General features: G+C 44.4%; 14 protein-coding genes. 10 read left to right on the forward strand and 4 right to left on the reverse strand.

From position 1 onward, the window contains the following. Positions 1–321 precede the first annotated feature (321 nt). From AB4209_RS08600 to AB4209_RS08615, 4 genes are all read left to right on the forward strand, one after another. Positions 322–843: an NADPH-dependent FMN reductase gene (locus tag AB4209_RS08600; RefSeq protein ID WP_102320546.1), complete on the forward strand. Its 522-nt coding sequence runs from the start codon at positions 322–324 to the stop codon at positions 841–843. Positions 844–1,007: 164 nt separating this feature from the next. After that, on the forward strand, positions 1,008–1,457 hold the full coding sequence (gene soxR / locus AB4209_RS08605) for a redox-sensitive transcriptional activator SoxR (RefSeq protein WP_017062186.1): 450 nt from the start codon (positions 1,008–1,010) through the stop codon (positions 1,455–1,457). Positions 1,458–1,603: 146 nt separating this feature from the next. Continuing rightward, complete coding sequence (locus AB4209_RS08610; protein ID WP_017062185.1) at positions 1,604–1,984, forward strand: VOC family protein; 381 nt, start codon at positions 1,604–1,606, stop codon at positions 1,982–1,984. A gap of 136 nt (positions 1,985–2,120) precedes the next feature. Then, positions 2,121–2,540, forward strand: coding sequence for a globin (locus AB4209_RS08615; RefSeq protein ID WP_017071826.1), 420 nt, complete (start codon positions 2,121–2,123; stop codon positions 2,538–2,540). Positions 2,541–2,651: 111 nt separating this feature from the next. On the opposite strand, the gene AB4209_RS08620 is transcribed toward AB4209_RS08615, so the two are convergent. Next, positions 2,652–3,422 (reverse strand): DUF481 domain-containing protein, encoded by a 771-nt coding sequence (locus AB4209_RS08620; RefSeq protein WP_102320542.1) that lies wholly within the window; start codon positions 3,420–3,422, stop codon positions 2,652–2,654. Between the two features lie 138 nt (positions 3,423–3,560). On the opposite strand from AB4209_RS08620, the gene AB4209_RS08625 reads away from it, so the two are divergent. Together AB4209_RS08625 and AB4209_RS08630 are read left to right on the forward strand one after the other, a co-directional pair. Then, complete coding sequence (locus AB4209_RS08625; RefSeq protein WP_017071827.1) at positions 3,561–3,950, forward strand: DUF4345 domain-containing protein; 390 nt, start codon at positions 3,561–3,563, stop codon at positions 3,948–3,950. A gap of 9 nt (positions 3,951–3,959) precedes the next feature. After that, complete coding sequence (locus AB4209_RS08630) at positions 3,960–5,462, forward strand: arylsulfatase (RefSeq protein ID WP_102320541.1); 1,503 nt, start codon at positions 3,960–3,962, stop codon at positions 5,460–5,462. Between the two features lie 112 nt (positions 5,463–5,574). Here the strand turns inward: AB4209_RS08630 and AB4209_RS08635 are convergent, their stop codons facing one another. Beyond that, on the reverse strand, positions 5,575–6,060 hold the full coding sequence (locus AB4209_RS08635; protein WP_102320540.1) for an Lrp/AsnC family transcriptional regulator: 486 nt from the start codon (positions 6,058–6,060) through the stop codon (positions 5,575–5,577). Between the two features lie 122 nt (positions 6,061–6,182). Between AB4209_RS08635 and AB4209_RS08640 the strand changes: the two genes are divergently transcribed. Continuing rightward, positions 6,183–6,782, forward strand: a complete 600-nt coding sequence (locus tag AB4209_RS08640; protein ID WP_016798109.1) for a LysE family translocator — start codon at positions 6,183–6,185, stop codon at positions 6,780–6,782. Positions 6,783–6,918: 136 nt separating this feature from the next. Here the strand turns inward: AB4209_RS08640 and ahpF are convergent, their stop codons facing one another. Both ahpF and ahpC read right to left on the reverse strand, forming a co-directional pair. Beyond that, the gene (ahpF, locus tag AB4209_RS08645) at positions 6,919–8,511 is read right to left on the reverse strand and encodes an alkyl hydroperoxide reductase subunit F (protein WP_372055556.1); all 1,593 of its coding nucleotides are present in this window, start codon (positions 8,509–8,511) and stop codon (positions 6,919–6,921) included. A gap of 227 nt (positions 8,512–8,738) precedes the next feature. Then, a complete protein-coding gene (gene ahpC / locus AB4209_RS08650) occupies positions 8,739–9,296 on the reverse strand; it encodes an alkyl hydroperoxide reductase subunit C (RefSeq protein ID WP_017078889.1) in 558 nt (185 codons plus the stop codon). Positions 9,297–9,768: 472 nt separating this feature from the next. Between ahpC and AB4209_RS08655 the strand changes: the two genes are divergently transcribed. From AB4209_RS08655 to AB4209_RS08665, 3 genes are all read left to right on the forward strand, one after another. Next, positions 9,769–10,260: a VOC family protein gene (locus tag AB4209_RS08655; protein WP_008220945.1), complete on the forward strand. Its 492-nt coding sequence runs from the start codon at positions 9,769–9,771 to the stop codon at positions 10,258–10,260. 304 nt (positions 10,261–10,564) lie between these two features. Then, positions 10,565–11,941 (forward strand): uracil-xanthine permease family protein, encoded by a 1,377-nt coding sequence (locus tag AB4209_RS08660; RefSeq protein ID WP_372055558.1) that lies wholly within the window; start codon positions 10,565–10,567, stop codon positions 11,939–11,941. Between the two features lie 246 nt (positions 11,942–12,187). Beyond that, the gene (locus AB4209_RS08665; protein ID WP_372055560.1) at positions 12,188–12,679 is read left to right on the forward strand and encodes a VOC family protein; all 492 of its coding nucleotides are present in this window, start codon (positions 12,188–12,190) and stop codon (positions 12,677–12,679) included. The last annotated feature ends 91 nt before the right edge of the window (positions 12,680–12,770 follow it).

Consider the following 12,770-nt stretch of genomic DNA (forward strand, 5'->3'; position numbering starts at 1 on the left):
TACTTCGATAAAGCACACTCAATGTATTTTGGGTGTGCTTATTTTTGCCTGTGCAATGCCAATCGATGTTTAATCCTTCGTAATTAACTGCTTTATAAGTGTTTTTAAATTATTTCCTATTTTTTTAAAATATCACTTTACCTTAAGTTAACTTGAGGTTTTATCATCATCCCCAATCTAAAAACACAATCTATCACCTTGTCGCCTAGTGCAGGTTTTGATGTTATCAAACAGACGTTACGAATCTTCAGTTATGAACTTTGAGCTCCGTAATTGAAGTCATGAGTGCATAAAGGTGAGAAAACTGAACAAGGATCAACAATGAAAGTATTAGCAATTGGCGCAACCAACAGTAAAGCATCGATTAACCAACAATTGGCAGCGTACACCGCAAGCTTAGTTGAGGGCGCGCAAGTAGAGGTGCTCGATCTTAATGATTTCGAGATGCCTATTTATAGTGAAGACAGAGAAAAAGAGTCCGGCGTTCATCAACACGCGCAGCGCTTTTTCAGCAAGATTGGCGAAGCTGATGCTGTGGTCATCTCTTTTGCAGAGTACAACGGTTCATACACCGCAGCTTTTAAGAATGTGTTTGATTGGACATCACGAATCGACATGAAAGTGTATCAAGGTAAACCTGTGGTTATGCTCTCCACATCACCAGGCCCCGGTGGCGCAAGCTCTGTGTTGTCGTCTGCGGTAAATTCCGCACCTTACTTTGATGCTGATGTGAAGGGGTCGATGTCGGTGCCAAGTTTCTACGACAACTTTAATGTAGAAACGGGTGAGATCATCAATACCGAAATGGCCGAGAGCCTGAAATCGATCATGAGTCAGATTTAGAGAGCGAGAACACCACAATAAAACAAAGCAGCCATGTTCACGATTGCTTTTCATTGCGCCCGTTGTCAAAGTTTAAGGACATTAATTGGTTAAGGTAACAATAGGTCGCTACTCTAAAGTTAAAGTAAACTTTAAATATTTATGATCTCAAGGATAGTGTCGTAATGAGAAACATCGTATACCTCACCATAGGCCAGTTGGCTGAGCGCAGTGGCGTGGCTCCTTCGGCGTTACGTTTTTACGAAACCAAGGGGTTGATTGCTTCGATTCGTACTAACGGAAATCAGCGCCGTTATCAGTCGGCGATGTTGAGGCGAATTGCGTTGATCCAAGTCGCGCAGTCGATAGGCTTCACGCTGGAAGAGATCACCGAAGAATTATCGACACTGCCGATGAACCATACCGCGACTAAGCGAGATTGGGAGCGCGTTGCTAAGAAGTGGCAGGGGCAACTCGACAGTAAAATGGCGCAGATTAAATCGCTACAAGAGAACTTAACCGGCTGTATCGGTTGCGGATGCTTGAGTATGCAAAAGTGCAACTTGCTAAATCCTGATGATATCTTGCATGACCAAGGGCAGGGCGCACAACGAATTGTTGAACAGACTAACTGAGTTCCCGAAAGGCATGGAACAGCGAACTAAGTTTCAGGTGTTTGCTCAATGGGTTAAGCAACAGTTGTGACCGAATAGCGTGCCTAGACAAACACGAATTATAGGTCTAGTTTAGATGGTTCTTTCAATAAAAGAAGAGGTTAGTTATGTTCAGCCATGTTTTTCTCGGTACCGATGATATTGAACGCGCGAAGGCTTTTTATGACCCAATCATGAAAGTGCTTGGTTATAGCGAAGGCTCTGTTGATCCCAAAGGGCGCTGTGTTTACGTTAGCCAAACGGGTGTGTTGGGCTTAACGAAGCCGATTGATGGTCAGCCTGCGACTCACGGCAACGGTATGACGGTGGGTTTTCTTGCGTCTTCTCCTGAAGTTGTAGATGAGTGGCATCGAGTTGGCGTCGAAAATGGCGGTACCAGCATTGAAAATGGCCCCGGAGCGAGAGGTTCTGACGAGCGTCGCTTGTACATGGCTTATTTGCGAGATCCTGATGGAAACAAGATTTGTGCAACGCACTTTATGCCGTAGTTTACGTTATGCCATCGTTCATTTTATGCCACAGTGGCGTATACTTAGATCATATTGATGGTTCGGAGTTGGCTAAGTTGCGGCTCTGGACTTGTTAGCTTCCCGATAACTCAAAATTTTGCAAAGGACTGGCTAGATGAAACCGAACGAACTGTTTTATGAAAGTTTTGAGCGCTGCCGGATTGACCAAGAATTTCTCGAAACGTTTTTGGCGGATTTTTGCGAGCATAATCCAAGATTTTCAGAACGTTTTGAAAATATAGGGTTAGAGCAACAAACCAAGATGCTTAAAGCCTCGATCATTCTTATCTATAACTCTGCGGGTCTGCCGAGCGTACGTAACTCAGTAAAGAAATTGGGTAAAAGGCATAAAGACCTAGGGCTGGATATTTCCGAGATTGAGCTCAACGAGTGGTTCAATTCGTTACTCAATACAGTTAAAAAATATGACCCTCACTACGATGAAAGCGTCGAACAAGCTTGGACAGAAACTCTCGAGGCCGGCTTAACTATCATGAAGAAAGAGTGCGTAGTTCCAAACACTGTGAATAACTAGGTCGTTGGTGGGTAGTTTTGCTTGTTCGTTAGTTAAAACCGGCATTAACTCTTGAAAGATTGACATTGTCAGGTAAGCCTAACGATATCAGGCTTACCTCTTATTGTTTGACTAGAAATGAGCAGCCCAACCAATCAGGAACCCTTGCGATGCGGTATCGTATTCAAAGGTCCCCTTGTTTTCGTAATCAACCCAGGTCGATTTGTAGGCAACATTTAAGTCAGACCAACTGTTTATCTGGTATCGCACGCCAGTTAACAGAGATGAGGTAAAGTTTGTGTCACTACCAAGCCCTGCATCAATGGTTGCGTGAAACTTCCAATCCTTATTGATCTGCGTTATCCATCTCACACCTACTTGGTAGTCAACCCAATCTTCATCAAGTGATCGGTCGACACTTAACCTACCACCTGAACCGTAAAGCTTGGTATCAATGTCGTTATCCCACCAACGAAGCCCAAACAGATAATCAATCGTGCCAAAATCGTATTGGTAGCGCTTAAAACCCTTCACATCTAAAACACCTTGTCGGATATCAAGGTTGCCTCTTAATAACTCTGCGTTGGATCCTAATACCGAGTTTGTTTTTCCGCTTAGTTTCATGAAGCTGTAGTCAATGTAATAGCCCCATTGATTGTCATAGTCACCCTCTAAACGCACCATTGCGGTCATATCAAGATGATCCATGATGAATGAAGGATCAACATCAACATCTGCTGACAAATTACCAATGGTGCTGTCTCCACGAATATTGAGTGCGAGCGCGTAGATTTCGAAACTATGTTGCCACTTTTTTGTATCCATCGGTGTACTTGCTTCTTGCGCACTTACGGTTGAACTAGCCATTAATACTGATGCGATTAGGTAACGCCATTTAGCCATATCGATATCCTTATCTTTTGTGTGAAGTAGCAAGTTTATGAATGTGCCTTGCGGGGGGCAATTTTCATATATGCAACTTGTATATTGCTGATTGTAGACTATGTTTTTTGAAATGAGCCAAGTTAAAAGAGTTAGGGTATGAAGCCACAGAGTATTTTCTTGTTCGTTGCAGTTTTAGGTTTAACACCTATTGCACTGTCTTATGGTTATGCCCCCGTAGTCTCTCTTGACTATCTATTTGGTATCGACGCCACACCCATCAACGTTACTCATATCTTTCGTGCAGTGATGGGGCTTTATTTGGCTCTGGCGTTGTTTTGGGTGTTTGGCGCACTGTTCAAAAAGTATCGACTGCCAGCGCTCTATAGTTTGGTGGTATTCATGTTGGGTTTAGCTGCCGGACGAGTCATCAGTTTGGTGGTGGATGGCATGCCGCATTGGCTACTTTTTGTTTATCTAATATTGGAGTTGGGCTTTGGTTTAGTTGGTTTAAAAATGATTCATAAAGAGCAATCTGAAACAGTATAAGGACATTCTATGAAAAGGATTTTCCACCTTGTTGTGATGAGTGTGTTGAGTAGCTTTTCGCTATCGGCATGGTCAGCACAAGAGCAACCGAATATTTTTGTTATCTTCACGGATGATATTGGGATCTCAAACCTGAGTGCTTATCACAATGGTGTGATGAGTAGTGAAACACCAAACATCGATAGTATTGCTGAAAAGGGCATGCTACTCACAGATTATTATGCGCAGCCATCGTGTACGGCCGGGCGCTCTGCATTCTTAACGGGGCAGTTACCAGTGCGAACGGGTATGCACACGGTGGGCTTACCGGGTGGGCCTGTTGGGCTGCATGCGGATACGCCAACACTACCAGAAATTCTCAAAACCATGGGTTACGTGACTGGTCAGTTTGGTAAAAACCACTTGGGTGACCGTGATGAATTCTTACCAACAATGCACGGCTTCGATGAGTATTGGGGCTGGTTGTATCACCTGAATGCGATGGAATACACCGAAGATCCAGACTGGCCAAAAGACGGTTCGTTGGATGCTTTTGCGCCTCGCAATGTGATTTACGCGAAATCCGATGGCAAAGGCGGACAAACCATTGAAGACGATGGCGCGCTAACTATCGAGCGTATGCGCACACTAGATGATGAAGTAAATAAGCACGCGATCAACTTCATCGAAAGGGCGGTTGAAGCGGATAAGCCATTTTTCACTTGGTACTGTCCATCACGCGGTCACGTTTGGACGCACCTGTCACCTGAATACGAAGCGATGCTCGGTCAAAACGGTTGGGGACTCCAAGAAGTGGTCATGAAAGATCTTGATGATCACGTCGGTGAGATGATGGCGAAGATGGAAGAACTCGGTATTGCTGACAACACCATCATCATTTTCACTGCCGATAACGGCCCAGAGATCATGACTTGGCCTGATGGTGGTATGACACCATACCACGGTGAGAAAGGCACTACGTGGGAAGGTGGCGTTCGTGCTCCAGCTCTCGTTAGTTGGCCAGGTAAGATTCCAGCGGGTAGTGTGGGTAACGGCATCTTTGATGGTATGGACTGGCTACCGACACTTGTTGCAGCTGCGGGTGGCCCTGCCGATCTGAAAGAGAAAATGCTAAAAGGTCACGATGGCTTTAAAGCACACCTCGATGGTTATAACCAAGTCGATATGTTGACGGAAAAAGGTGAGTCGAATCGTAAAGAGATTTACTACTACGAACGAGATAAGCTACAAGCGGTTCGAGTAGGAGATTGGAAGGCGCACTTCATCGTGCAAAATCACGGTTGGAGTGGTCCTAAAGAAGAGCTAAACGCCCCATTACTGTTTAACTTGCGCCGTGACCCGTATGAGCGAGCGGCCGAAGAATCGGGCATGTACTTGAAGTGGATGGGACAAAAAATGTGGGCATTTGGCCCGGCTCAAGCGGCGGTACAGCAACACCTAGCGACCTTCAAAGAGTGGCCACCTAAGACGCCAGAAACTCAGCCAGACAATACCGGTGGTGTGGGGAATTAGCGTACACTCACTTCCAGAACCTAAATAAACAAAGCTCAGCCCCTAAGTTTTAGAAACCTAGGGTGTTGGGCTTTTGTTTTGCTAAAAGAAAAAGGCTATCAGAAGAAGTGAACTAGTCCTCAAGAGGAAGCTGATAGCTGTTTTTCAACTCTTTTACTGAGATGTTGGACTGAATCGCACTCACGCCTTTGACTCGTCTGATCGAGCTAATACGCTCAAAGTACTCTTCCAAATCTTTGGCCAACACTTGCACCATGTAATCGGCGCCGCCTGCAATGCAGTGACACATAGGAATCCAATCGGTTACCGCGACAAATTCTTCGAATGGTTCTGTGTTTTCAACTTCATGGTTACCCAAGGTCACAAGAGTAAAACCAGCCACATGAAAGCCTAATTTCTTACGATTCAGCTTAGCGGCGTAACCATCGATATAGCCAGTTTCCTCCATGCGTTTCCAACGACGCCAGCATGGGGTTTCGCTGAGGTTGACCTTCTCTGCGAGCTTGCTGTTGCTCATGCGTCCGTCTTGCTGGATATGCTCTAAGATGGCGATATCTGTGTCATCTAACACTTCTTTGGTGGATTCTTTCTGTTTCATGGCTATTTTAGAAAAGTCTTGCTCAAATTTGGATTAATATTAGCCTATATAGCAATTTAATTCCTAGTCGAATCTGTAAACTCTCCCCCTATAAATACTTTACTTATTAGGAGTGAGAGGAAATGAGCTCTCAATTAATGCTGGCGTTCTTGCTATTTTCAACATCAATAGCAATTACCCCTGGGGCAGGCAATATCGCATTACTTGGGATTTCAAGTCGTTATGGATTTGCTGCGACTTTACCTTTTATCTCTGGGAACGCTGTTGGCATCATCATCGTATTGGCGGGTTCTAGTGTCGGTTTGGTTAGCCTATTTACCCTTTACCCAGAGCTATACAACATTTTGAAATACGCGGGTGCGGCTTATTTGCTGTTCATGGCATGGTCGATTGCGAATATGCAGATCGAAGAAAGCACTACCGACAATCGTTCAGGTTTTATGTCTGGTGTGTTGGTGCAGGTGTTAAACCCTAAAGGTTGGATTGCTTCGTTAACCGTGTTTTCACAGTTCATTACTCCGAACGCAGATTACTTGATTCAAGTCGTGACTATTATCGCGGGTATGGTGATTACCGGTGTACCGTGCATGTTGGTGTGGGCGTATTGCGGCACCATGCTTAAAAAGTTGCTGCAATCACCAAAACAGATGATGTTTGTGAACCGTTGCTTGGGTGGAAGCTTAGCGATGGTGGTTGCCTTCATGCTTTATCAACCTGCATAAATCACAAAGAAAAAAACCACTCCTAAATCTATAGGAGTGGCGTCTAAATGTCGACTAAGTCGTTAACAGTAAAGAATTAAGTTAACAAATATTTAAGGAATTTGAGTTAAAAGCTTTGAGCTTTTCAGTGTAAAGGTTAAGCGGTTTCAGCCTCTTTAACTGGAGCTGAGTTACGAATTAGGTGGTCAAATGCACCTAAGCTTGCTTTTGCACCTTCACCCATCGCAATAATGATCTGTTTGTAAGGTACTGTCGTTACATCACCCGCCGCGAATACACCTTTCATTGATGTTGCGCCATGAGCGTTAATTTCAATTTCACCGCGTGGTGAAAGCTCAACTTTTGAACCTTTCAACCATTCGCTGTTTGGCATCAGGCCGATTTGAACAAAGATACCCGCGAGTTCTATCTGTTTAAGTTCATCGGTGTTGCGGTCTTTGTATTCCAGACCGGTTACACGGTTGCCATCACCAATTACTTGCGTCGTTTGCGCCATCTTGATGATTTCGATGTTTGGTGTTGCGTTTGCTTTGTCGATAAGCACTTGGTCGGCACGCAGTGTATCTGCAAATTCAAGTACGGTTACGTGTTCCACAATACCCGCTAAATCAATTGCCGCTTCAATACCTGAGTTACCACCACCGATAACCGCTGTTTTCTTACCTTTGAACAATGGACCGTCACAGTGTGGGCAGTAAGCGACGCCTTTATTGCGGTACTCTTGCTCACCCGGAACGTTCATTTCACGCCAGCGAGCACCGGTACTTGTGATAACCGTGCGAGCTCGTAATGTTGCGCCGCTCTCTAGCTCAACGTGGATGTAACCGTCTTCAGTGTCTTCTGCCGCAATGATGTTTGCAGCGCGCTGCTCAGTCATCACTTCAACACCGTACTCTTTTACGTGCTCTTCAAGGCTTGCCACTAACTTAGGGCCGGTGGTCGCTTTCACTGAGATAAAGTTCTCAATCGCCATAGTGTCCATCACTTGGCCACCGAATCTGTCAGCAACCACACCTGTGCGAATGCCTTTACGTGCAGCATAAATTGCCGCTGAAGAACCTGCAGGGCCGCCGCCCACAACCAATACATCAAACGGTGCTTGTTGGTTTAGGTTTGCTGCTTTCTTTTCCGCTGCGCCTGAATCAACCTTGTTAAGGATTTCAGCCAGTGACATACGGCCTTGACCAAATAGCTCACCGTTAATGAATACGCTCGGTACTGCCATGATGTCGCGAGACTTCACTTCGTCTTGAAATGCTGCGCCGTCGATCATGGTTGTCTTAATCAGAGGATTAATCGCCGACATCATGTTGAACGCTTGAACTACTTCTGGACAGTTTTGGCATGATAGCGAGATGAAAATCTCGACATTAAGCTCTTGATCTAATTCTTTTACTTGCTCGATTACGTCAGCTTCAAGCTTGATAGGGTGACCACCACTATGAAGCAGTGCCAGTACCAGTGAGGTGAACTCGTGACCCATCGGTAAACCTGCGAAGCCAATCGCTGTACCTTTCTCTTGGTTCACCACCTGCATGATAGGGCTGCGAGTGCTTGCGCTATCATCGCGAGTCACTTCAATTTTGTCAGTGAGAGAAGCGATATCACTCGCCAGATCTTGAAGTTTGTTTGCGGTGTCGCTGCCATCCAGGCTAAGGACTAACTGAACATTGGTTTTTAGGTTTTCTAGGTATGCTTTTAGCTGCTGCTTCATTGCTTGATCTAACATAATCGTGCCTGCTCTTAAATTCTGTGTCTTGGTATTGACCAATACCTTCTTGCTGAAAAAGGAAAATAAAAAGGGGGCGCAAGTCGGCAAATATTGTGGTGTTTATGTTTTGAAAGGGTGGCGCGCGACTGCCCTTTAGGAGGGGGCCGAAGCGCGCCTGTAGAACCGTTTAACTGTTCTGTTTTACTTGTTCTTTCTTAGCTGTTCTTGTTTGAACTAGGCTTAGATTAAATCTTGCCTACTAGGTCTAGAGATGGCGCTAGAGTCTCTTCGCCTTCTTTCCATTTAGCTGGGCAAACTTCACCTGGGTGAGCGGCTACGTATTGTGCAGCTTTAACCTTGCGTAGTAGGTCTTCAGCGTCACGACCGATACCTTCAGCAGTGATTTCCATTGCTTGGATAACGCCTTCAGGGTCGATTAGGAACGTTGCACGGTCTGCAAGGCCTTGACCTTCACGCATAACGTTGAAGTTATTTGTGATGTTGCCTGTTTGGTCGCCTACCATGAAGTATTCGATAGTGCCGATTTTGTCAGAAGTATCGTGCCATGCTTTGTGAGAGAAGTGAGTGTCAGTTGATACTGAGTAAACTTCTACGCCGCGAGATTGAAGCTCTGCGTATTTGTCTTGTAGGTCAACTAGCTCAGTTGGACATACAAATGTGAAGTCTGCTGGGTAGAAGAAGAATACAGCCCACTTGCCTTTAACGTCTTGCTCAGTGATTTCTACGAATTCGCCGTTTTTGAATGCTGTTGCGTTGAATGGTTTGATTTCTGTGTTGATCATGATTTGACTCTCTTTCTAATTTGTAGTGTTTAACGCTATCCCGCGTCGATGTAGATATATTGCATTGCCACCGAAAATTAGTGAAATCGGACATTTCTATAGATTCAATAGGCGAATCCTATCTTCGAAAGGAAAAGACTATCGGTAAAAGCTATCAACAAAAACGATTAACAAAAGCCATCAAACATCAACAACTCCCAATTTAAGTAGCTATGCTCTTTAGGTTGTTCTCTACATTGGGCTTATCTCTATTGGTGTGTGTATCTATGTGTCTATGTAGGTAGGGTTCGGTATGGTTTCTTTGCGTGAGTTGAGTTGTTATATCAAACTGTAAATAACAAAAAATTATCATTAATATAAATTATGATAATTTCAGTTAATTAACGCATGTACCTATACTCTCTCCATCGAAACGAAACACCGAAGCTAGACTTCGAAAAGCACAGAATTTAAAACGAATTTGGAGCAAGTTATGAAAATGAATCACGTAGGCATCATGGTGGGTGACATGGACCAAGCAGTCGAGTTTTACACGAAAGCTCTAGGTCTAAGAATCGTAATGAACAACACCAAAGTGATGGAAGAGCGCGAATCAGCAATCGGCCGCATGTGTATCGCTGTGTTCGGTGAAGGCTTTAAAGGCTTCAACATTGCACACCTAGTAACATCTGATGGTATCGGTGTTGAGCTGTTCGAAATGGTTGACCGTGAAGAGCGTCATAATGTTGATTTCTCTCGCTTAGGCATTTTCCACTTCTGTCTACAGCTTCCAAAAGAGCAGTTTCATTCAGCTATTAAGCGCGTTGAAGAGTTTGGCGGTAAGGTACGTATGGACATTCACCGTTACCACCCAGAAGACGAATTAAAACAAGCACAAATGGTTTATCTAGAAGACCCGTTTGGCAACCTATTCGAGTTCTACTCTCACTCATACGAAGATACGTACGCGACTGATTACGAGTAATAGACGCCATCTACCTGTCGTAAGGTAGAAAACCGAAACACCCCCTAAAGAGGATTGGTAGAGATACCAATCTTTTTTTTGTGTCTGCGATATTGAGTGGAAGGTTACGGATAAACCAAGTCAAAGGAGTGCTTTGTGCTCTTCGTTGCACTAAAACAAGCCGACAGTGTTGCTCTATAGTGCAGCACTGGCTAAAGATGAAACTTAACTGATTGATAAGTATGATGTTAAACCATTGGCATATATGTTGCTCTATTGTCTTTATGTAAATTGTATACAATAAAAAATACATAAAGGAAGTCACATGGAACAGAACAGTGAATTGATCTACGGATTAGACGATCGACCATCAGTTAAAGCAGCCAGTTACGCAGCGTTGCAGCATGTATTAGCCAGTTTCGTTGGTATTATCACGCCCACACTCATTATTGGCGGTGTGCTTGGGTTGGGTGAGCACATTCCTTATCTGATCAGCATGGCACTCATGGTGTCTGGGGTCGGTACCTTCATTCAAGCGAGAAAAATAGGGCCAGTTGGCGCAGGGATGATCTGTGTCCAAGGAACCAGCTTTGCGTTCTTGGGATCTGTATTAGGTGCAGGTTTTCTGGTTAAAGCGAATGGAGGCGGGTCGGATGAAATGCTTGCTACCATTTTCGGTGTCTGTTTCTTTGGTGCATTTGTTGAAATCGTACTATCGCGCTTTATCGAAAAACTCAAAGTCGTTATCACGCCCGTTGTGACTGGAATCGTTATTACGACGATAGGTATCTCTTTGATTAAAGTCGGTGTTACTGATATTGCGGGTGGCGTTGGCGCAGAAGATTTTGGCTCTGGAAGCAATCTGATGTTAGGTGCAATTGTGCTCGGAACCATAGTGGCACTTAACCTAAGCAACAATACTATGGTTAGGCTGTCGTCTATTTTGGTCGGTTTAGTTGTAGGGTGGGGCGTTGCTATTTTGATGGGCAAAGCACCCATGGTTTCTTTTGCATCTCAACCGTTATTGAGTATCCCAGTCCCGTTTAAATATGGTTTCGCTTTTGATTGGCAAGCCTTCCTACCTATTGCGTTTATTTACTTAATTACCGTGATTGAAACAACGGGTGACCTTACCGCTAACAGCATGTTCTCAGGGCAACCAGTTAAGGGGCCGAAATACATCAATCGACTCAAGGCTGGCGTGCTAGGTGACGGCGTGAACTCGCTTATCGCAGCAGTATTCAATACTTTTCCAAATACAACTTTCAGCCAGAACAATGGTGTGATTCATTTTACTGGAATCGCGAGTCGCTACATTGGCTACTTCATCGCAGCCATTCTTTTTCTGTTGGGGCTATTTCCCATCTTAGGCGCGGTATTAATGACGATTCCAAAGCCAGTATTAGGCGGGGCGACATTGGTGATGTTCGGTACGGTTGCCGCAGCGGGTATCAAAATAATCGCGAACGAAAAGCTGGATCGCCGCAGAATCATGACGATTGCTATCTCATTAGGTTTAGGGCTTGGGGTAATGCTAGTGCCTGACTTGTTGAAAGAAGCACCCAAGCTAGCGCAAAGCATATTTGGCTCACCTGTAACCATGTCTGGTATTGCCGCGCTTGTGATTACCGGGTTGATGTCTTTGGTGCCTGAAACAAAAGCCAAGCAGATTTCGAACGTCGTACAGACCAGTAAAGCGTAACGGGCTTCTTCGTGCTGAACTAAGGATGTTTAACTAGAGCCACATGACATATGTGGCTCTCAACTTTAACTTATTGTGTGACGTGTTGGCATCTCACTTAACTTGGTAAATAACATAAAATTATCATTAATATAAATTATGATAATTTCAGTTAATCGTCGTATCTCCATATACTCTCTCCATCGAAACGAAACACCGAAGCGAGTCTTCGAAAAATACAGAATTAAAGAGAATTTGGAGAAAGTTATGAAAATGAATCACGTAGGCATCATGGTTGGCGACATGGACAAAGCAGTCGAGTTTTACACAAAAGCGCTAGGTCTAAGAATCGTAATGAACAACACTAAAGTGATGGAAGAGCGCGAATCAGCAATCGGCCGCATGTGTATTGCAGTATTTGGTGAAGGCTTTAAAGGTTTCAACATTGCTCACCTAGTCACTTCAGATGGTATCGGTGTTGAGCTGTTCGAAATGAAAGATCGTCAAGAGCGTCATGAAGTAGATTTCTCTCGCTTAGGTATCTTTCACTTCTGTCTGCAGCTTCCAAAAGAGCAGTTTCATTTAGCGATTAAGCGTGTTGAAGAGTTTGGCGGTAAGGTTCGTATGGACATCATGCGCTACCACCCAGAAGACGAACTAAAACAAGCACAAATGGTTTACCTAGAAGACCCGTTTGGCAACCTGTTCGAGTTCTACTCGCACACATACGAAGACACGTACGCGACTGATTACGAGTAATCGCGTTACTACCTTCCATAAGGTAGATAAACCGAAACACCCCCTAAAGAGGATTGGTAGAGATACCAATCCTTTTTTTGGTGCGCCGAGC

Source organism: Vibrio sp. 10N.286.48.C11 (assembly GCF_041469805.1).
Taxonomy (GTDB): Bacteria; Pseudomonadota; Gammaproteobacteria; order Enterobacterales; family Vibrionaceae; genus Vibrio; species Vibrio crassostreae_C.